The organism is Archangium gephyra (genome assembly GCF_042230915.1).
In the GTDB taxonomy this organism is placed as follows: domain Bacteria; phylum Myxococcota; class Myxococcia; order Myxococcales; family Myxococcaceae; genus Archangium; species Archangium gephyra_B.
The window spans coordinates 9093519-9113804 of sequence record NZ_CP102578.1; the positions used below are offsets into that span (position 1 = coordinate 9093519).

Genomic DNA, 20286 nt, shown 5'->3' on the forward strand with positions numbered 1-20286 from the left:
CCCCGGGCTTACCGGGCTTATCGGAAGACACCGCCCGGAGGCTTCCAGAGCAGGTAGCCGTGTCCGAGCAGCCACGCATCCGTGACGAGGCCCTCCACCCGCGAGGCCAGCCGGAGGACGGAGTGACGGAAGGCCTCGGGGGGCTCGGTGTGTCCCGCCTCGCGCGCCTCCTGCCACGCCGCCGTCCAGTCCGCGAAGAAGGCGTGGATGGGCTCTCCGGGCTTCACCCGGCGGCGGAAGTCCCGGGGCATCCAGTCGCGGAACAGCACGGGCGCGAAGCCGCGGCTGAAGTCGGTATGGAACAGCAGGGCCTCGCGCGCGAGCCCCTCGGGGACTCGCCGCAACAAGTGCGTCACCAGCACGGCCCCGGGCGTGTCCGTGCTGCCCTCGACGAGCAGCCCCCCTTCGAGCAGCGTCCCTCCCAGTTGCTCGTGGATGCCGGGCACGTCCTCGGGACGGTACCCGCGCAGCAGGTTCATGGCGCGGATGAGGCGGACGCTCTCGCCGGGGCGCAGGGGTAGCTCGAAGCCGCCCTGCCGGAAGGAGGTGAGCGCATCGGCATGGGCCTGGGCGGACTCCACGCGGGAGGCCTCCAGCTCCACGCCCAGCACCGGGAGTCCCGGGTGGAGCTCACGGAAGGCCTCGGCGCTCTCGAGCGTGGTCCACGGGTGCTCGCCGAAACCGACGTCCACGAAGGCGGCCCGGGCCCAGGGGCCCTCGCTCCGGAGCAGCAGCTCGCGCTCCTGGTGGAGCAGGTACACGTCGAGTGCTCGCAGGCGCCCGTGCGTGGTGCGTCCTCGGGTCTTCTTGTCCAGGGAGGTCATGGGCCGGGCCCGGGACTATATTCCGGTCATGCCCGCCACGACGCCGCCCTCTCCGTGGACGCGTTGGATGCCCGCCCCGGCCTCGCTGGGGGAGCGGGTGGAGTTCCTGTTGTGGGTGCCGCCGGAGGCCTCCATCACCCAGGAGCACGAGGTCGTCCCCGACGCGAACGTGGACCTGCTCCTCGAGCTGTCGGACGAGCGCTGCCGGGCCGTGCTCTACGGGCCGCTGACGCGCAGCATCCACGTCCCGTCGCGCGCGGGCCACGGCTACCTCGTCGTGCACTTCCACCCGGGGGCGATGCCCCGGCTCGTGGATGCCAGCCCCTCGGAGCTGGTCAACGCGTCCGTGGAGCTGCGCGAGGTTGCGGGGCTGTCGCTGGACGCGCTCGGCGAACGGCTGCTGGCCGCTGGCACACCGGAGCAGATGCGCGAGGAGCTCACCCCCTTGCTGCGCCAGGTGCCCTACCCGCCCGGGGATAGCTTCGACCGGGCGCTGCGCCATCTGCTCGCCCGGCCGGAACCGCTGCGTCCGGGCGCGCTGGCGGATGCGCTCCACCTCAGTACGCGCACGCTGCAGCGGGCCTTCAAGGAGCGGGTGGGGTTCTCTCCGAGGACGTACACGCGCATCGCTCGGCTCCAGGAGGCCCTGTCCGCCCTGCGCGAGCACCCCGCGCGCTCCCTGTCCGAGGTGGCGCATCAGATTGGCTACGCCGACCACGCGCACATGACGCGGGACTTCCGGGAGCTGACGGGCCGGACCCCGAGCGACTTCCGCCGGCCGGCCTGAGGGCCCGTGGGTGCGCCCCCCTTCTAGATCGGAGAAAGTTCCGCAGAGCGTGGACCAACCCAACAGAACGGGTGAGCAGCGACCAGCCCATCATGCCCTGTTGCTTTCTCGCATCCCGTGATCCACGCATCTAGCCTCAGAGGCATGAGGAGCCTGGATTCAGCCCTTTATCTCGGGGTGGTTGTGCTGTGGGCTGTACTCGTGTCGGGTTGCTCGGCCGGAACCGCGGCTGTGGGACTGACCGACTGCGACAACTCAATGACGTGCTGTATCAAGAAGTTTCCATTTGATCCCGTAGGAGCCTGTGGCGCCACTGCGGCGGATATAGAGGCGGCGATACAGGCAGGGGTGAGAGTTGAGGGCGCTCTACAACGAAGGGCGGACGACGGAGCGGGTGAAGGGGAGGAGGAAGAGTCAGATGATCCCGACGAGGGATGGCAGGAGCACTGCCGGGACACCTACGTCCAGTGCCGGAGTCAGATGAACCCACGCTGGAAAGGCGACTGCCATGCCTGCTTTCGGTTGTGCGAGGGCCAGCGCCAATGGCCATTTCACCTGTGTAAGCCGAGAACGTGACGCATGAACGAGGAAACAGACTGGGAAGAGGTACGGGCGTTGGCGGAACAGCTTGAGCGGGGCCAACCGCTAGAGCTCAGTGCAGCCGTGTGTGCTCTGTTGCGGCGTGCAACCCAGCAAGTGGCCCTATCCGACGATGACGCCGCACAGGGCCTCCGCTCTCCCTCTGACGCGGCAACCCTCGTGGCGAAGATCTCCCGGAGAATCCGCGTAGGCTCTCGACGATTGTCCCGTGCAATCGTGGATGCCAGCCGTCGTCAGGAGGCCGGGGATGTACAAGGCGCGCGGAAGTTGTTCGAGGATGTGCTAGCCGTTGAGGTCGTGCCGCTGTACCGGGAGATTGCTCAAACGCAGTTGAATGCGTTGGGGGAGTAGAGCCCGGCCCCTTCTCGAGCAGCCCCGTAGCGCGAGACGCTGAGCACCTACGACGTGTCGCATCCGTTCAAGCGAGGCGCGGGCCCACCGGGTAGCTTGCGTGCCATGACGACGCAGACGCTTCGGGTTATCGAGTGCCGTGGGCCGCCTCGGCGGATTGGTCAGCAGTGGGGAGAGGCATGCCGCGAGAGCCTGCGCGCCTCGGCGGAGAACCTCTTCCTCGCCCTGTCCATGAGCCCTCTGGGCGCCTCGCGGGAGGACGTGGTGCGCACGGCGCTGAAGCTGGAGGCCAACGTGCGCGCCTTCGACCCGGAGGCGCTCGAGCTCATCCGGGGACAGGCCGAGGGCACCGGCCTCTCCTACGAGGAGACCTTCGCGCTCCAGTGCATGCTGGAGCTGGCCATCAACTACGCGCAGATCGGCGGCATGTGCACCTCCATGGCCCTCACCGGCGAGGCCACGGCGGATGGGCAGGCGCTCCTCGGACAGACGATCGACTGGAACCCGGGGGCCCGGATGGACCTGCTCCGCATCCGCCACGCGGACGGGCGCGAGCAGCTCTCGCTGTGCCTGGATGGCTCGCCGTACTACCACCTCAACAGTGACGGGGTGGGCAACTGCGCCAACCTCACGCTCGTGGAGCCGAGGCCGTGCGCCTCGCTGGTGCCGCTGTCCGTGTACGTCCCGAAGGCCATGCGTCAGCCGAGCCTGTCCGCGGCGCTGGAGGTGCTCATCACGGCGGCGCGGGGCTTCGGCTACTACCACCTCGCGGACGCACAGGGGCACGTGGTGGGCATCGAGAGCACGTACGAGGAGCACGTCCTGCTGCAGCCGGAGCGAGGGGTGCTCGTGCACGCCAACCACTACCAGTCCGAGCGCTTCCGCGAGCGGGACGTCACCCACCGCTACGTCCCCTGCACCTTCGGGCGCCAGGAGCGCATCACGGAGCTGGTGGCGGCCGGGCACGGCCAACACACGCCCGAAACAGTGAAGCGGATGCTCACGGACCACGGCGCACCCGAGGGCCGCATCTGTCTGCACGACACGCCGCCCGCCGCCGGGGCCATGCCGCGCGAGACGGCGGCCACGGTGGTGATGGCACCGGCCCAGCGCACCCTCTGGGTAGCGGCGGGGCCCGCGTGCCGGCAGCCCTTCGCCGAGTTCAGCCTCTGAGCCTCACGGGGCCAGTGGCTCGGTGGTCTTCACCACCTTCATCCCGGCCTCGCGAAACGCCCGCATCGCCTCGTTGGCCACGCGCGGGAAGTCCAGCCCGGGAGGCAGCGGATCCAACGGCGGCGCCGGCACGGGGCTCATCGCGTCCTCGAGGATGTGGATGCGCCCCATCTTCGAGCGGTCCGTCGCCTCGATGTGCTTGCGCAGGTCCATCAGCGTCGACAGCACGCAGTGCGACTTCGCCTGCCCGAAGACGTACACCCGGTCGAACGTCAGCAGGTGATCGAAGAGCGCCTGGTTGAACTCGCCCACCTTGCGCCCTGGCAGCTCCGTCACCTCGGGCGAGAGCACCGAGTAGTTCTCCGTCAGCGGCTCCTCGCCCTTCACCTCGAAGCGCGTCTGCGTGTCGCGCGCCACCGCGTGGAAGAGGCTCGCCTCCATCATCGCGGGTAGCAGCGCGTGGCTCAGCCCACCGAGCAGCGCGTGGTACGGCCACACGGTCAGCACGTACTTCCCCGTGGCCTCCAGGCGCTCGCAGTAGGCCAGGCTCTCCTCCGAATAACGCGTGGGCCGCCACTTCCCCGAGCGGATGTCCGCCGACGTGATCACCGTCATTGGCGGGGGATTGCGGCCCTCGGCGTCCTGCCACCACGCGGGGTGGAACACCTGGAAGACGCGGTGGGTGTCCAGGGAGAACACCAGCCCGGTGATGCGGTCCAGGTGCGCGTAGAGCCAGCGCAGCGTGCGCTGCGAGTCCTCCACCGCGCCCGGGACGAAGAGGCTCGCCTCGGGCTGGCAGAAGGCCACCTGCACGTCGATGCCGAAGGCGGCGATGCGCAGCCGGTCCTCGCGCGCGGGCTTCACCTGGTGGGCCAGCGCGTAGCGGCGGGCCTCCTCGGTCACCCGCGCGGCACGCTCCAGGTACAGCGTGCCCACGCGCTGGTCGTCATGGAACTCGGGAAGGGGCAACGGCATGGCGTTCTCCAGGGACTCTCAAGAATGGTGCGCGGGGCCCTGCGGGAAGTGACGCTGGCGCAATTCAGTCACGAGCGCCTGCGTGGCCGGCGTGTACGCGACGCGGTGCTCCCCCTCGCCAGGGGCGGGGATGGCGGCGGCGGTCTCGGGCGTGGCGCCGGAGAGCAACTCGTACCCCTCGGGCACCGGCTCGCCCTCCTGCCCGATGAGGCCAATGGGCCCCGAGCCGCTCTTGCGCCGGAACACCACCGGCACGCCCGGGATGCTCTGCTTGCCCTCGGCCAGCTCGTTGCCGAACTTCATCGTGGGCACGTGGCCCGTGCGCGACAGCTTGTACACCGCCGCCACCCGGTCCCGCGTGTAGGAGCACGCCATGGTGCGCGCCACGATGAAGCCACCGTAGCCGTAGAACTGCTTCGAGGACTCCCAGCCGTACTGGGTCCGCAGCGCCTCGAACTCGCGCGTGGCCTGCGCGTCCAGCCCGTCCTCGAGGATGAGCACCGGCTTGATGCCCTCCTCCTTCGCCCGCGACACCGCCAGCACGTACTGCTTCTTCTTGTCTCCCGAGTCAAAGCGGATGGAGTCCCCCGCTCCGGGCTCCTCGTGGACGAGGCGGAAGGCCGTCGGGAGGCCCGAGGTCACCGTGTCGTAGGTGTCGAGCAGGTAGCTGGAGCGCTCCGGCCGCCGCTCGCGGATGGCCCGGAAGGCCGGCTCGTCCGCGCCGTAGCGCTGCACGTGCTCGTGCCCCATGGTGCCCACCGGAATCATCCCCAGCTTCTGCGCCAGGTACACGTTGCTGGTGCGCATCACCCCGGCCTCCTTGCAGGCCCGCAGGGCGATCTCATGCTGCTCCATGCACGTGGCCGCGCGCAGCCCCACCTCGAAGATGCGGCTCGGGTCCTGCACCGCCTCCACCAGCTCGCGCACCACCGCCACCACGCGCGCATGGTAGCCCTCGGCGTCCACGGAGATGGGCACCGGCTTCACCCCCACCGCGTCCAGCGTCTCCAGGGCGATGCGCTTCTCCTCCTCGCACGACAGCACGGCGAGCGCCTTCGCCACCGCCTCGCGGTCCGCCAGCGCCTGCGTGGCGACCTGGATGCGGAAGTTGAGCTGCAGCAGCAACGGCTCCAGCCACGAAACCAGCGCCGAGGGCCCCGTCAGCGTGAACACCGGCTCGCGCGAGTAGAAGCGTGCGCCCTGGGGCATGGCGCGGATGACCAGCTTCTCCTTGCGCTGGATGGCCGCCTTGAAGCCGGCCCCCATCTCGTAGCTGTTGCGGGCGAGGTAGGAGTAGTCGCTCTCGGTGGGCTCCGGGAGCAGGGCGCGCACATGGGACTCCAGGTCCAACGGCACCACCTGCTGACCGCCCTTGCGGTGCGAGTAGTAGAAAGTCTCCCGGCGCAGCGGCCAGCCAGCCTCCGCCATGCTGAACTTGTAGCCGTCCGTCGCGAGCAGCGAACTCCCCATGTGGTGTTGCCTCCAGGGCTCCACTCTAACCAAATGGGTGCCAGGGGTGCTTGAATCGCCCCTGGAATGCCGGACTCCCGCCGCCGACTGTTGCTCGCGCTCCTCCTCAGCTTCGGCCTTCACGCCGGGTTGTGGTTGTGGATGGAGGTCCGGCGTTCCCCGCTCGCGGAGCAGCGCCCCCCGCCCCCTGCCCCAGCGACGCTGCAGTTCGTCGAGGTGGAGGTGGCTCCGCCCCCCGAGCCTCCGAAGCCCCTTCCCCCGAGCCCCCCGCCGTCGAGACCGTCCCGCCGCCCTCCGCCCGCCCTCGCGCAGGCGCCGAAGCCACCACCGCCGCCACCACTACCAGCCCAGGCCGAGCCCCCCACCGTCACCGAGGCGCCTCCCGCGGCTGACAGTCCTCGTGCGGACGTCCCCCGGGCCGAGGGTTCCCGCCTGGGCGCATCACGGCTTCTGCCCACGCCGTCGCTGTCGTGGAGCCCCGGCGGAGGAGTCGACGTACCGGACGCGGGCGTGCCCGTTCCCTCCACGCCGGAGGAGAAGGTGGCCGACATGGTCATGGAGGGGGTGCGCCGGGGGAAGGTGGACCGGGGGCTCGTGCACCCGTACTTCTCCGAGCTGGGCAAGTCGCTGCTGAAGAACTGGGATGCCGAGCGCGCCGTGAGCGCCAAGGGCATCAAGGGCTTCCTCGACCAGACCCGCGGCAACTCGGCGGAGTGGATGCGCGTGTGGTCGGACAGGGCCGCGGCCTACGCGAACACGGGCTCGGCGCTCGACGCGGATACCCCGGAGGCCTACGACCGGCTGCCTCCCGGGGGAGACCCGTCGCTCGAGGCGCGCCGCACCCTGCGCCGGCAGATGAAGGAGCAGTTTCGCGCCACCCGCCGCGCCACCGTGCGCGTGGTGCAGGACACCGAGGGACGGCTGCTCAGCGTGGAGCTCGTCACCCCGAGCAACGACATGCAGATAGACCGGGAGGCGGTCGCCGACATCCGCGCCGCCGCCGCGAGCCTCCCCGTCCCACCGCCCGAGGCCCTCCAGGGCCGCACGCAACTGGTGAGCCTGTGGCAGATCGAGCTCATCATCTCCATCAGCCCGCCCGTGCCCACCGTCAGCATCGAGTTCGACGCGGAGATGAAGCTCACGGACCTGCGGATGCCGCTCGACCGACGGCTCTACAAGCGCGTGCGGCTGCTCGAGGTGCGCTAGCCCTTGCGGCTCCGCGGCTTGCGCGCCGACGCGGGCTGGCCGTACACGCGCTGGTAGTCCTTCATGCTGCGGCTGATGACCTCGTGCGCCTCGCTCTGATCGTACATCTCGACGATCTCCACCGAGCGCTTCACCTGACTGGGAATCTGCTTGTAGGTGAGGAAGTAGTGCTTGAGGCGCTCGACGAGCGCGGTCGGCAGCTGCGCCACGTGCTGCAGCGCCCCGTAGACGAGGTCCGACTCCAGCACGGCGATGATCTTGTCGTCGGCCTCGTTGCCATCGACCATGCGGAAGCCGCCCACTGGCACCGCGTGCACCAGCAGCGCGCCGCTCGGAATCACCTTCTCCGTCAGCACGCAGATGTCGAGCGGATCCCCATCGCCCTTGATGCCCTTGTGGCCGGTGCGCTCGGCGCAGCGCTTCGCCACCAGCTCGTCACAGAACGTCTGGGGGATGAACCCGTAGAGCGTGGGGCACTGGCTGGAGAACTGCTGCGGCCGGTCCAGCCGCAGGATGCCCGTGTCCTTGTCGAGCTCGTACTTCACCGTGTCGGTGGGCACCATCTCGATGTAGGCGGTGACGGTCTCGGGGGCTTCTTCGCCCGGGGAGATGCCATGCCAGGGATGGGCCTGGAAACTGTGCGTCTGCGGCTTCTTGGTGGCCATGTCACTTCTCAAACGAATTCGTGCGCTGGGAACAGGAGGACATCCGAGATGGACTCCACGCCCAGCAACAGCATCAGGATACGGTCCAGCCCCACGGCGATGCCCGCCGAGGGTGGCATGCGCCCTACCGCGTCGAGGAACCGCTCGTCCAGAGGATACACGGCCCGGCCCGCGTTGCGCCGGAACTCCTGTTCCTCGACCAGGCGGGCGCGCTGCTCCACCGCGTCCGTCAGCTCGGAGAAGCCGTTGGCCAGCTCCAGCCCCCGCGCGTACAGCTCCGTGCGCTCGGCCACGGTGGGGTCCTCCGGCTTGAGCCGCGCCAGCGAGGCCATGGACGCGGGGTACTCCGTCAGGTAGGTCGGCCGCTCCCACCCCAGCTTCCCCTCTACCTTCTGCAAGAAGAGGTGGAAGAAGACATCATCGAAACTGGTGGCCTCCCCCGTGCGCACCCCCGCCGCCTCGGCCGCCCGCTTCAGCGAGGGCCCGTCCGCGCACACGCGCAAGTCCACGCCCGTCTCCCGGAGCACCGCGTCCCGCACCGACAGCCGCTCGTAGGGCGTGCGGCTGAAGAAGCCATCGCCCCCCACCGCCCGGTCCGCCTCCGCCAGCGCCCCCTCCAGGTCCGCCATGATGGCGTGGTAGTCCGCCCGGGGCCGGTAGAACTCCAGCAGGGTGAACTCGGGGTTGTGCGTCCTCGAGACCTCCCCGTTTCTGAATACCTTGCAAATCTGGAAGAGGGGCCCCGCGCCATCCGCGAGCAGCCGCTTCATGGCGTACTCGGGGCTGGTGTGCAGGTAGAGGGTGCGGCGCTGTCCCACGTCCGTCTCGGGGACGAAGGGCGCCTCGAAGGCGGTGATGTGGGGCTCCATCCCCGGAGCGGGGACGAGCAGCGGGGTGTCCACCTCCAGGTAACCAAGCTGGGTGAAGAAACGGCGGAGGGCTCCGTAGAGCGCCTGCCGGCCTGCGGCCGAGCGCCACTGGACTGGATTGGGCATGAGCGCCGCGGAAGTTACATTGCGCGTCCCATGCGCCCAAGGCTTCCCGCACTCGTCCTCTCCCTCAGCCTCAGCGCCCTTGGCGGGTGCGTCACCACGCCCAAGGCGCCTCCCCCCCTCACCGAGGAGCAACAGCTCGCCCAGGAGGTGGCGCGGCTCGCCTCCGAAGCCGCCGCCCTGCTCAAGACGCAGGAGCTGCTGGTGTGGGGCTACTGGGCCGAGGGGGCCCGCGCCGACGTGGCCTCCACGTACGTGGACAGGGCGGGGCTGTTCAGCCTCGACAACTTCCGGGAGATCGACCGGCTGCGCCAGCGCACCACGGACCCGCGCGAGCTGCGCGCCCTCACCGCGCTCCAGTCGCACTTCGCGGGCGAGTACCTGTCGCAGCAGCTGGCCGAGACGAACGACGCCATCGCCAACCTGGAGGCGTCGCTGAGCTTCCAGGTGGACGGCCGCCAGGTGCGCTGGGGCGAGCTGGAGCGGCTGCTGGCCAACGAGCGCAGCGCGCCCAAGCGCCAGGCCCTCTACACCGCCGCCACGCCCGCGCTGGAGCGGCTCAACCCGCTCATCCAGCGGCGCGAGGAGCGCACCAAGGAGCTGGTGCGCGAGCTGGGCTACCCCTCCTACGAGGCCTTTGGGGGCGAGCTGCGGCAGGCGGACCTGGGCCGGCTGGCCCTGCTGGCCGAGGAGGTGCTGGAGGCCACCGAGGCGCCCTACAAGGACGTGATGGAGCGGCTCGCCCAGCGCGAGCTGGCGGTGCCCTTCACGAGCCTCACCCGGGCGGACCTGCCGCGGCTGTTCCGCCCTCGCGAGGTGGATGGCTTCTTCCCCAAGGGCGAGCTGCTGCTGCGTGCGCACGGCACCCTGTCGGGGATGGGCATCGACCTGGGCGGGATGAAGAACGTGCGCATCGACGCGCGCGAGGGAGTGAAGCGCAAGAATCCGCGCCCGCTGTCGCTGGGAATCGAGGTGCCCGGGGACGTGCGGCTGTCGGTGCGGCCCGGTGAGGGCGCGCTGGAGCAGTCGCGGCTGCTGCACGAGTTCGGCCACGCGCTGCACTACGCGTACACGAAGGAGCCGCGCTTCGAGCTGGCCAAGCTGGGCAACCCCACCGTCACCGAGGCGTACGCGGCCCTCTTCGAGGACCTGACGGAGGACCCGGTGTGGCTGGAGGAGCACGCGGGGCTGACGGGCAAGGACCGCTCCACGTACCTGGCGGCCACGAGCGCCCACAAGCTGTTCCTCATCCGCCGCGCCGCGGGCCGGCTGCTGTACCAGCTCGCGCTGCACCGGCAGGAGGAGGCCGTGGACGCCCGCGAGCTGTACAAGGCCATGCTCGAGCGCGTGGACGAGATGCCCGCGACCCAGGACGACGTCGCGCGCTACCTGGTGGAGCAGGAGGACTTCTTCCAGTCCGCGGACAGCTTCCGCGCGTGGTTCCTCGCGGGCCAGCTCCAGGGCCAGCTCAAGGCGCGCTTCGGCCCCTCCTGGTGGCACGCGCCCGAGGCTGGCAGGTTCCTCCAGGGGCTGTGGGCCCACGGCAACGGGCTCTCCGCGCGCGAGGTGGCCGAGGCCATGGGCGAGACGGGCATCGCCCCGGACGTGCTGCTGCTGCGGCTGGGCACCACCCTGGGCGTCCCGATCAAGCTGGACGCCCGCGACGAGAACGTGGCTCCGGCCGTGGCTCCACCCGCGGCTCCGAGTCCCACCGCCCCGGCTTCTCCCGAGAACACTCCGGCGGCTCCCGCGGCTCCCGCTGCCGAGCCCGCCCCCGCGCCCCAGCCCACTTCGGCGGCCTCGCACGCCGCGAAGAAGCCCCTCTCGAAGGTCCGGAAGCCCCAGACCCGGCAGGCCCGCGCCTCCAAGAACTCCAAGGCCACGACGTCCAGGAAGCAGGGCAGCTCCCGCCCGGCACACGGACACAAGTCCCGGCGGTAGGAACACGAAGGCCTCCGCCCGGAAACACGGACGGAGGCCTCGGGGTACAATTCGTGGTTTCCGGCACCCTCACCCCGTCCCTCTCCCGGGGGAGAGGGGATATTGGGGGCTGTGGGGGCGCGGTGAAGCTGGGAGCTACAGCAGCTTCATCAGCTCCGCGCGCTTGGCGTTGTACTCGTCATCCGAGAGCACGCCCGCGTCCTTCAGCTCCTTCAGCTCCTTCAGCCGCTGCGCCGGGCTGCGCGTGTCTGCGGGCGCCGCCGCGGGAGCCGGCTGCTGCTGCTGCTGCTGGTGCTGCTGCTGATTCTGCTGCTGCTGGTTCGTGAACATCTGGGCCATGCCGAAGCCCATGCCCATGCCCATGCCCTGCAGCCCCGCGCCAGCGCCACTGCCGTCGCCGCCCTTGGCCATGCCCTCGGCCGCGCCCAGCATCGCCTGGCCCTGCGCGTACTGCTGGAAGCCGCCCGCCAGACGCGAGTACGCCACGTCCTTCGACAGCTTCTTCAGCGTCGCCTCGTCCTCCTCCTTGATGCTGACGTGGAAGTTCCCCATCCGCACCACGGTCATGCCGTAGGTGTCCACGTGGGGCTTGAGGCCCGCGATCACCTCGGTCTCGATCTCCTCCGTGTACGCGCCGCTCGTCACGTCCAGCAGCGGCCAGCGCTTCTTCACCAGCAACTCGGCGATGCGATCGCGCGTGACCTTCAGCACCTGGCCCTTGAACCAGCCCAGGAAGTCCGCGTTGCTCGTGCGGCCCATGCCCACCAGGCCCACCACCAGCTTCTCCGGCTCCGTCACCCGCACCGAGAAGTCGCCGTACACCATCGTGCCGATGCCCAGCCCCGTCTCCGGGTCACGCACGTCACCGATGGGGCCTCCGAACTTCACGCCCGTGAACTCGCGCGTGGAGACGAAGAACACCTCGGCCATGAACATGTTGCCGCCGGTGAACTTCTCCAGGAAGCGCGACAGGAACGGGATGTTGCTGGTGTCCAGCTGGTGCCGCCCCGGCCCCAGCTTGCCCTCCACCTTTCCGTCCTTCACGAAGAGGGCGACCTCATCGGCATCGACGGTGAGCTGGGTGAGCATCCGGATGTTCTTCTCCGGATACTTGTAGACAATCTCGCCCTTCGCCTCATCGGCACGCGCGATGAAATTGCGCTGCGCCTCGTCCTTGATCGTACCGAAGAATCCCATCGTGCTTTCGTCGCCTCCTAGAGACCGCGTCGACTACCGGGAGCCACGCCGCCTACCCCTCTAACGCATAGCGACCGGGCCCATTGCATGCCCGCCGATCGCACCACCCCCGGCCTGCCCCCTGGAACATGCCAGAGGTTCCGCACCCTTGGCCAGTCAACCCGGCATGCCGTCGTCCGCCCGGCTACCCCCACCGGCTGATCAGCCGCTCCCGGTCCAGCAGGCGGATACTGGCCCACAACAGGACCGCATCGAGCAGCAGCACCACCACTCCCTGCACCGCGTAGTACGCCAGCCCGGCGTTCAGGAAGCCCGCCACCTGTCCGGCCACCAGCCCCACGAGCGGTAGCACGATGAGTGCGGACAGCTGTTGCGCGGTACGGGCCTCGGCGACGCGCGCGGAGATCAGCACCGCCACGCCGTTGCCGAAGAAGGCGAAGAGCGGCGCCAGCACCAGGATTCCGAAGAGCCACACCGTGTTGGGCATCATCAGCCCCTGCCCCAGCGGCCACGCCACCACGTCCACGCCGACGCACAGCAGCACGAAGGCCGTCCAGGTAATCAGCATCGCCGGCACCAGCGAGGCCAGGCTCTTGCCCGCCACCAGCTCCACCGCCGTCACCGGCGAGGCCAGCAGCGGCTCCAGGGTGCGCCGCTCCTTCTCCCCCGCCACGCTCTGCGAGGAGATGAGGATGGGGACGAACACCGGCATCACCAGGAACATGCCGAACCAGTCCAGCAGGGTGCGCTCCACCAGGAAGCGTCCCGCGTTGGCGTTCAGCGGCAGGCCCGGGTCGTAGTAGAGGGCGATCACCCGGAGGTTGGGGTCGCTCGGATCGCGCACGTACGTCCAGACGACCACCATCGGCACCACCACCAGCACCATGGGCAGCGCCGCCATGGCCAGCAGCAGCGCCGGGTTCCTGCGCAGGTCCAGGAAGTCCTTCCAGAAGACGGCCAAGGCACGCCGGGGACGAAACGCCATGCTCACACCCTCCCCTCGCGGATGAGCTCCAGGTAGACCTCCTCGAGCGGACGCTGGGCCGGCACCGCGCTGCGCACGCGCGCTCCCGCCCCCACCAGGCACGCCACCACGTCCGGGGCCTGTGCCTCGTCCGCCAGCATCACCCGCAGCCGCCCGCCCTCGGCGAGCGTGTTGGGCGCGAAGGGCAGCGCGGCCAGGGCCTCGACGTAACGTCCGGCCTCGCCCTCCACCTTCACCTCCAGCGCGCTGCCCGTGCGCCGCAGCTCGTTCACCGGAGCCATCGCCAGCAGCCGCCCCTTCACCACCGCCACCCGCGTGCACAAGCGCTCCACCTCGGCCAGGTTGTGCGAGCACAGCACGATGGTGCGTCCCTCCGCCGCCAGCTCCGCCACCGCGTCGCGCACCGTGCGCGCCGACTCGGGATCCAGGCCGCTCGTGGGCTCATCCAGGAAGATGACCTTCGGGTCGTGCACCAGCGTGCGCACGATGGCCAGCTTCTGCCGCATGCCCTTGGAGAAGCCACCGCAGGCGTCGTCCTCGCGGCCCGCCAGCCCGAAACGCTCCAGGTACGACTGCACGCGCGGCCACACCTGGCGCTCGTCCAACTCGTGCAGCTTCATGAAGAAGCGCAGGTTGTCTCGCGCGCTCAGCCGCTCGTAGAGCCCGGGCTGCTCGGTGAGCAGGCCCACCACGCGCCGCAGGGCCTCGCCGTCCGTGCGCACCGAGTGGCCCCAGACACGGGCCTCCCCCTCCGAGGGCTGCAGGAGGCCGGTGAGCATGCGCACCGTGGTCGTCTTCCCCGCCCCGTTGGGACCGAGCAGGCCGAACACCTCACCGGGGCGGACGTCGAAGTCCAGCCCCTCTACCGCCGTGCGCGTGCCGAAGCGCTTGGCGAGTCCCTGCACGGAGATGCCGCTCAATCGATCGTTACCAGGATGAACTTGTTGTTGATGTCGCGGTCGATGACGGTGACGGTCTTCTCGGCACCCGCGGCCTGCTTGAGCAGCCCGAGCCGGTTGTGCTCCACCAGCGCCCACTCGCGGCCGGGCTGGTCCACGAAGGGCTTGAGCTTGGGCGCCTCGCGGATCTGCTTCACCTGGTTGCGCGAGTAGAACGTCTCGCCGCGCCAGTTCATCAGGAAGGCGGTGATGGGCTCGTCCGGCTTGCGCTGGGCGTAGTAGCGCCAGAAGAGGTCGCGCTGCGTCCAGTGGTGGGACAGGTCCACCCAGTGGCCCCAGTTGAACCAGAGGGCGAAGCCGGCCGCGAGCGCCCAGAAGGTGCCGTACAGCATCACCCGCGAGCGCTGCAGCGCCGCCACCACCGCGAGGCCCCCGGCCACCGTGAAGACGAAGCCCAGGGCCATCTTCACGTTGACGGGCTCGGACAGGGACTTGAGGAGCGAGTCGCTCGCGGGCGGCAGGCGCACGGTGCGCACCAGGCCCATGGCCCCGCCCAGCAACAGGGCCGCGGCGAGCACCCACAATCCGGTGCGTGACTCCTCTCCGGCCCGGTACGCCTGCCAGGCCACCCAGGCGCCCACGAGGAACAGGGCCCCGCCCAGGATGGGGGTGGCGGCCACCGCGCCGCGCAGGGCCATGGGCACGAGGAAGGCCCCGCCCGCCGCCAGGCACAGCAGCGCCACCGTGCGCGCGTACACCGAGCCCCCGTTCTTCTCGGAGAACACGCCCACCGCGAGGTAGGCGCCCACCGAGAGCAGCACCAGCGTCAGCAAGTCCCCCATCCACAGCGGGCGGGAGACGAACATGGCGATGGGCCGGGTGACGAGCTCGGTGGGGTACGGCCGGTCGTAGTTGTAGACGAAGAGGTCGGTGAAGTTCTTCGGGTTGTTGGCCAGGTCATGGCCCACGAGGAGGAAGAGGACGAGCCCGAAGACGAGGCTCATCGCATGGGCGGAGATGCCCTCCTCCCACAGCCGGTCCACGAAGAGGGCGATGAGGACGGCCATGCCCGGGAGCACCGGGAAGACGTAGTGGTGGAACTTGGTGGCCGAGGAGGCCAGCAGGGTGAAGGAGAAGGCCACCCACAGCGTGGCCATGAGGGCCAGCTGCTCCGCCTTGTCGTGCGAGCGAGGCCGCAGCCGGGACACCAGCGCGAAGGCGCCCGGCACCAGCGCCACCCAGGGGAAGATGGCGAAGCCGCCCTGCTCGATGAAGTAGATGAAGGTGCCACCCGGCGTGGTGGTGTGCACGCCCGCGCTCAGGCGGTTGAGGTGGTCGTGGATGAAGAAGCGGTACCAGAAGAGCTTGCTCTCGTCGTCCACGCCGTCGAAGAGGCACAGCACGAGGTACCAGGGCACGGCCACCGCGCAGAACACGAGGATGCCGGTGCCCAGCTTCATCTTGTACATCTGCGCCCACAGCACGGGCATGGGGCGCTTGCCCTCGCGCACCTCGGCGCGGAAGGGGGCCTCCAGCAGCCAGCGCAGGTGGGCGTTGAGGCTCGCCGCGTCGTAGGGGATGACGGCGAAGAGGGCGTAGAGCACGAGGATGACGGCCGGCAGGCCCACGCCCAGCAGGCCCTTGGCCAGGGTGGAGAGGCCCGCGAAGACGTAGAAGGCGTACCACCACCCGGCGCGGTGCTTCGTGGAGTCGTCCAGCTGGCCGATCATCGCGCACGCCATGGCGCACACCAGCGTGGTGACGAAAGGCGTGTCCGTCACCGTCTGCCGGGTGAGCAGGAAGTAGAGGGGCATGGTGGCCAGCACGAAGCCGGTGGCCAGGCCCGCGCGCCGGTTGACCACCCGCGCCACCGCCAGCGACAGCAGCGACACCGCGGCGATGCTCAGCAGGGCGAAGGGCAGCCGCATGCCCCACTCGGTGTAGAGGCCCAGGGCGCCCTCGGTGCGCATCGAGCCCACCACCTGCATGCCCAGCGCCTGCATCCACATGGTGAGCGGCGGCTTGGAGAAGAACCACGCGCTCTCCCAGAAGGGGTACACGTAGTCGCGGCGCTGGACCATCTCGCGGCCCACCTCGCCGTAGTGCGTCTCCCAGGGGTCCCACAGGCCCACCGCCCCCAGGTAGGGGATGAAGAGCAGCGCCGCGAAGGCCGCTGTCGCCAACGCCACGCGGAGCGTCGGCTCCAGCGCCATCCAGCGCCTGGCCCACGACTCCTGGTGGATGCCCTTGCCGAGGACGGCCTCGGTGAAGGTCTGCGGCTCCTGCTGCTGCGCTCCGTTGCTCGACACGGGGAAAGACGCCTCCGTCCGCATGGGCCCACGCTCCGGGCGTGGGTCGCGGACTTATATCCTCGCCACCCTCCCCGGTCGACCTCCGCCAGAGCCTGATATCGTGCAGTCCGCCGCTCAGCGTGCCGGGGACTTCACTCCCGGCCGCCCCCCCCACCTCTCGCCGGGCCGGTCCCCAGGCGAGAGGCACGCGGCTTGAATCCACCGGACCCGCCCTCCCCGCACGCCGCGGGGCCCTCTCGGAGGCCAGCTCATGATGACGGCCGTGCTCCTCGCCCTCCTGCTCTCGCAGTCCGGAGGCCCCGAGGCCCCCCGGGAGTCAGCCCCCACCGGCAGCACCGTGACGCTCGCTCCTCCGCAGGCCCCCCTGCCCTCCTTGAGGTTTGGGGTGTTCATCTCGTGTGCCTCGCTCGGGCCCTCGCCCCAGGTGCCCTCGGGCCGCTACCGGCTGCAGTGCGATGCGGAGGCGCGGCGCTGCCTCGCCGTGCCCGAGAACGAGCTGGAAGCGGACGGGACGGAGAGCGACCGGCCCCTCGAGCGTGCGGCGGTCTGCCGTGAGATGCCCCAGGAGGAGCTCCGCCAGCGCGTGGCCGAGGGCTACACCTTCGTGCCCGCCCTCGCCGAGGCGCCTCCCGGCTGGTACCGCGACGAGCGCGGCCGGGTGATGCAGTTCAACTTCGACCTGCACCGGCGCGTCTGGCTGGGAGGGGCGTGGGCGCCGCTGTGGCGCTCGGGCGAGCCGAGCGCCCTGTCCCGGGGCCGGTTGGACTTCGGCATCATCAGCGAGTTCCCCGAGGGTCAGAAGATGATGCGCCGCATCACCGTGCTGGACACGGAGTTGGTGCTCGGGGAGCAGTCGTCGTTCGACACCACGGTGCTGCGCTACGACACCAACGTCCGACAGGACAAGCCGCCCATCCGGGTGACCACCTTTCTCGGCAAGCCGCGCCGCTCGGACTTCACCTTCGACATGGGCGGGTGGCTGGAGGTGCTGCGGCTGGAGTTGCTGCGCCGCGGCGGCATCGACCACATCTTCTGGACCTTCGTCGGCGGGCACCTGACGCTGGACCTCTGGCACTCGAGGGACCTGGCCTCGTACGTGCGCGTGCGCGCCGGGCCGTCGCTGGAGTACGACCGCACGCACGGCCTCTTCGCGCTCGTCCCCGGCGCCGTCGTCGAGGGGAACTTCACCCTGGACCCGAATGGCTTCCACCACCTCACCTTCGGTGCCGAGGCGGAGAAGCTCCTCCTGGACGAGAAGGTGGGGGGCCGTCCGCACCATCCGGAGCGGCTGCGGGTGCGCGCCGGCTACGAGCTCATCCTCCTGGCCATCAACGACCAGCCCTTGAGCCTGGTGCTCGATGGGCGGGGCCAGTGGCGGACGGACCTCGCGGACGAGCCGCCCGGCTGGGAGTGGTCCGCCAACATGGGCCTGCGCTTCTCGCTGTGGGCGCCCGCCCGCCGCTCCGCGCCCATGGCGGCCCCTCGCTGAGCTGAGGAAAGGCCGGGATGCTCGCGCTCACGCTCGCCCTGCTGCTCGCCGGCGCCGCCGGGGAGGGAGGGGACTGTCTGCGCACGGACGAGGCCGGCGAGCCCTTCCCCATCTGCTTCGACCCGGGCAACGGGCTGCTGCTCGGAACGGCGCCCGCCGTGCAGGACGGAGCGGTCACGCCCGAGTTCCACGCCGGCATCCTCGTGCGCACCGAGCGGACCAGCCGCAGCAAGGGGACGCCCTGGCTCAACACGCACCGGCTGCTCGTCACGCGGGCCCGGAGCGGCACCGCGCGCCTGGGCCTGACGGCCACGCTCTACGAGGGCAACCTGCGCCGCCACCTGGAGGAGGGCTTCATCCTCGTGCCCACCGCGCGCCCCGTGCGGATTCCCTTCCCGTTCGACCTCACGCTGGCGATGCGCCTGGGACACTACGAGCGGCGCGTCTGGGAGGGGCCGGGCTGGACGCTGGAGACGGGGCGCGCCGCGCTGCTGTTGGATCCGGTGCGGGCCAGCACGGCGCGGGTGTGGCTCGGCCTGGGGCCCGCCGCGAGTCACATGCTGCGCAGCTCGCGCGAGGGCACGGTACACGAGCTGTCCCCCTTCACCACGCTCCTGCTCGACGCGGGCTACGAGACGGAGGACGGGTGGTGGGTGGCGCGCGTCACGGGGCTCGCCGGGTGGACGGTGGGGCTCGACGGAGGCATGCGCTTCCGGACGCGCGGAGAGGTGGGCTTGGAGCGGCTCCTGATCGCCGTGAATGACCAGCCGGTGTGGCTGCGGCTCTCCGCGGCGCACGTGCATGCGGATGCGGGCGTCGGCCGGGTGGACGAATGGTCCGCGGGCCTGGGGCTCACCGTGCGCGTCTGGAGCGCGCGGTGAGGACGCCCGCGGAGGAGTGACCTGTCCCGAGCTATGGCCGCTGTCCGGCGACCGCAACGGGCGCGTCGACGCGTGTCGTCGCGGTTGTACCATTGCCGAGTTGGCCCTCGTCGTTCCGGCCCCAACACCACACGGAGAGCCGGTCCGCGCCAACGCCGCACGAATGTGCGCTTCCTGAATTGCGTCCAACGGCGAGCTCCGAGAACAAGAGCCCTCCGCTCACCTCCACGGGTACGCGGCTGAGGTCCGAGGGGAAGCTGGCGCCCAGCTCACCCGAGTTGTTCGCGCCCCAGCAGTAGGCCTTCCCATCCGTCGCAAGCCCGCAGCCATGGGTACCGCCGGCCGCCACCTGCTTGAGCCGAAGGCCCCCGGCAATCGGATTGGGCGCGGACTGATCTTCGGTGCCGTTGCCCAGCCGGCCCACGTCGTTCCGGCCCCAGCAATAGCCGACGTCCTCCACCGAGACGCCGCAGACGAACCGACGGCCGACGCTGATTTGCGCGAAGGAATGTCCTCCGGCGACGGAGACAGGAACACGGCTGAGCGCGGTGGTGCTGTATGCAATGTCTCCCCCGTCACCGAGGTTTCCGTTCACGTCGCTGCCCCAGCAATAGGCCGCGTGGGTGGTGGTGATTCCGCAGGTCACGTCGCCACCAGCGCTGAGGCTCTTGAACGTCAGGCCTCCGACCACTGCCGTCGGCACGTCGAGCTCGGTGTCGGTGGTGTTCGTTCCGAGCTGGCCAAAGGAATTGCTTCCCCAGCAGAACGCCTGACCCGAGCCGGTGAGCGCACAAGAATGATCATCGCCAACGGTAATCGCGGTGAAGACATGACCGCCTGCCACCGCGACCGGCGTCATCGCCTGCAGACGGGTTCCGTTTCCGAGCTGGCTGACGCTATTCGATCCCCAGCAATATGCTTTTCCCTCTGGAGTGAGGCCGCAGCCGTGAAGCGCGGACGACGAGACCATCGCGAAGGAATGACCCCCTTGCACGCGCACCGGTGATGCGCTCGAGGTCTCATCGCCGCTTCCGAACACCCCTAAGGAATTTCGTCCCCAACACTCCGCGACTCCGCCGCTGCCGACATCGCACGTGTAGAGCTCACCCGCGGTGACCGAGCGATAGAGGATGACCACGGTGAAGTCCGTCGAAGCGGACTGTCCCTCGGAGCTCGCGGTGATGGTGACCGTCCCCCGGCCACGGCCCGTCACCCGGCCGCTCGCCGCGTCCACCTCGGCGACCGCCGCATTCGAGGAGTTCCACTGGAACGCCCGGCCCGTCAAGGCCTGCCCATCGGCGTCGAGCGCGCTCGCATTCAGCTGAAGGGCCTGGCCGCGTTCGAGTTGCCGCGTCGCTGGAGCAGCGATAGCGACGTGCGCCACCGGAGCCGGGGCGGGCGCGGGCTCACCTCCGCAAGAGGCCAGAATCAGCAGCGCGACCGACAAACAGGAACGCGCGCGGGACGAAATACCGTGCGCGAGAGACGGATTCACGGAAGAACGAACGACCAAGTTGGACTCCTCACGAAGGTAGGATG

17 protein-coding genes are annotated in these 20286 nt (G+C 70.0%); 7 read left to right on the forward strand and 10 right to left on the reverse strand.

The genetic code is table 11. The features are described 5' to 3' along the window. Positions 1 to 17: 17 nt before the first annotated feature. Positions 18 to 824 carry a methylase gene (locus tag NR798_RS35705; protein ID WP_375767017.1) on the reverse strand — a complete coding sequence of 269 codons (807 nt, stop codon included), beginning with the start codon at positions 822 to 824 and terminating at the stop codon, positions 18 to 20. A 67-nt stretch (positions 825 to 891) separates the two neighbouring features. On the opposite strand from NR798_RS35705, the gene NR798_RS35710 reads away from it, so the two are divergent. From NR798_RS35710 to NR798_RS35720, 3 genes are all read left to right on the forward strand, one after another. Continuing rightward, positions 892 to 1611, forward strand: a complete 720-nt coding sequence (locus NR798_RS35710; protein WP_375767018.1) for a helix-turn-helix domain-containing protein — start codon at positions 892 to 894, stop codon at positions 1609 to 1611. Between the two features lie 579 nt (positions 1612 to 2190). Beyond that, entirely contained in the window at positions 2191 to 2562 is a 372-nt protein-coding gene (locus NR798_RS35715; RefSeq protein WP_375767019.1) for a DUSAM domain-containing protein, read from the forward strand. Positions 2563 to 2667: 105 nt separating this feature from the next. Continuing rightward, positions 2668 to 3735, forward strand: a complete 1068-nt coding sequence (locus NR798_RS35720) for a C45 family autoproteolytic acyltransferase/hydolase (protein WP_375767020.1) — start codon at positions 2668 to 2670, stop codon at positions 3733 to 3735. Positions 3736 to 3738: 3 nt separating this feature from the next. Here the strand turns inward: NR798_RS35720 and NR798_RS35725 are convergent, their stop codons facing one another. Next, on the reverse strand, positions 3739 to 4710 hold the full coding sequence (locus NR798_RS35725; RefSeq protein WP_375767021.1) for a nicotinamidase: 972 nt from the start codon (positions 4708 to 4710) through the stop codon (positions 3739 to 3741). An 18-nt stretch (positions 4711 to 4728) separates the two neighbouring features. Further along, positions 4729 to 6180 (reverse strand): nicotinate phosphoribosyltransferase, encoded by a 1452-nt coding sequence (locus NR798_RS35730; RefSeq protein WP_375767022.1) that lies wholly within the window; start codon positions 6178 to 6180, stop codon positions 4729 to 4731. A gap of 510 nt (positions 6181 to 6690) precedes the next feature. Here NR798_RS35730 and NR798_RS35735 point away from each other — a divergent pair. Then, positions 6691 to 7386, forward strand: a complete 696-nt coding sequence (locus NR798_RS35735) for a TonB C-terminal domain-containing protein (protein ID WP_375767023.1) — start codon at positions 6691 to 6693, stop codon at positions 7384 to 7386. Here the strand turns inward: NR798_RS35735 and NR798_RS35740 are convergent. Continuing rightward, on the reverse strand, positions 7383 to 8051 hold the full coding sequence (locus NR798_RS35740) for an inorganic pyrophosphatase (protein WP_375767024.1): 669 nt from the start codon (positions 8049 to 8051) through the stop codon (positions 7383 to 7385). The two genes, NR798_RS35735 and NR798_RS35740, sit on opposite strands and share 4 nt — an antisense overlap. Positions 8052 to 8059: 8 nt before the next feature. After that, on the reverse strand, positions 8060 to 9046 hold the full coding sequence (gene epmA / locus NR798_RS35745) for an EF-P lysine aminoacylase EpmA (protein ID WP_375767025.1): 987 nt from the start codon (positions 9044 to 9046) through the stop codon (positions 8060 to 8062). A 30-nt stretch (positions 9047 to 9076) separates the two neighbouring features. On the opposite strand from epmA, the gene NR798_RS35750 reads away from it, so the two are divergent. Continuing rightward, a complete protein-coding gene (locus NR798_RS35750; protein WP_375767026.1) occupies positions 9077 to 10984 on the forward strand; it encodes a chromosome segregation protein SMC in 1908 nt (635 codons plus the stop codon). Positions 10985 to 11119: 135 nt separating this feature from the next. On the opposite strand, the gene NR798_RS35755 is transcribed toward NR798_RS35750, so the two are convergent. From NR798_RS35755 to NR798_RS35770, 4 genes are all read right to left on the reverse strand, one after another. Further along, positions 11120 to 12181, reverse strand: coding sequence for an SPFH domain-containing protein (locus NR798_RS35755; protein WP_375767027.1), 1062 nt, complete (start codon positions 12179 to 12181; stop codon positions 11120 to 11122). A gap of 184 nt (positions 12182 to 12365) precedes the next feature. After that, the gene (locus tag NR798_RS35760; protein ID WP_375767028.1) at positions 12366 to 13166 is read right to left on the reverse strand and encodes an ABC transporter permease subunit; all 801 of its coding nucleotides are present in this window, start codon (positions 13164 to 13166) and stop codon (positions 12366 to 12368) included. A gap of 2 nt (positions 13167 to 13168) precedes the next feature. Then, on the reverse strand, positions 13169 to 14086 hold the full coding sequence (locus NR798_RS35765; protein ID WP_375767029.1) for an ABC transporter ATP-binding protein: 918 nt from the start codon (positions 14084 to 14086) through the stop codon (positions 13169 to 13171). Continuing rightward, positions 14083 to 16398 carry an ArnT family glycosyltransferase gene (locus NR798_RS35770; RefSeq protein ID WP_375767030.1) on the reverse strand — a complete coding sequence of 772 codons (2316 nt, stop codon included), beginning with the start codon at positions 16396 to 16398 and terminating at the stop codon, positions 14083 to 14085. The genes NR798_RS35765 and NR798_RS35770 overlap by 4 nt, the downstream gene beginning before the upstream one ends. A 229-nt stretch (positions 16399 to 16627) precedes the next feature. Here NR798_RS35770 and NR798_RS35775 point away from each other — a divergent pair, with 229 nt between their 5' ends. Beyond that, a complete protein-coding gene (locus tag NR798_RS35775; protein ID WP_375767031.1) occupies positions 16628 to 17866 on the forward strand; it encodes a hypothetical protein in 1239 nt (412 codons plus the stop codon). 17 nt (positions 17867 to 17883) lie between these two features. Then, complete coding sequence (locus tag NR798_RS35780; RefSeq protein WP_375767032.1) at positions 17884 to 18747, forward strand: hypothetical protein; 864 nt, start codon at positions 17884 to 17886, stop codon at positions 18745 to 18747. Positions 18748 to 18778: 31 nt separating this feature from the next. Here NR798_RS35780 and NR798_RS35785 read toward each other — a convergent pair whose 3' ends face one another. Then, positions 18779 to 20260, reverse strand: a complete 1482-nt coding sequence (locus NR798_RS35785; RefSeq protein WP_375767033.1) for an Ig-like domain-containing protein — start codon at positions 20258 to 20260, stop codon at positions 18779 to 18781. Between the last annotated feature and the right edge of the window lie 26 nt (positions 20261 to 20286).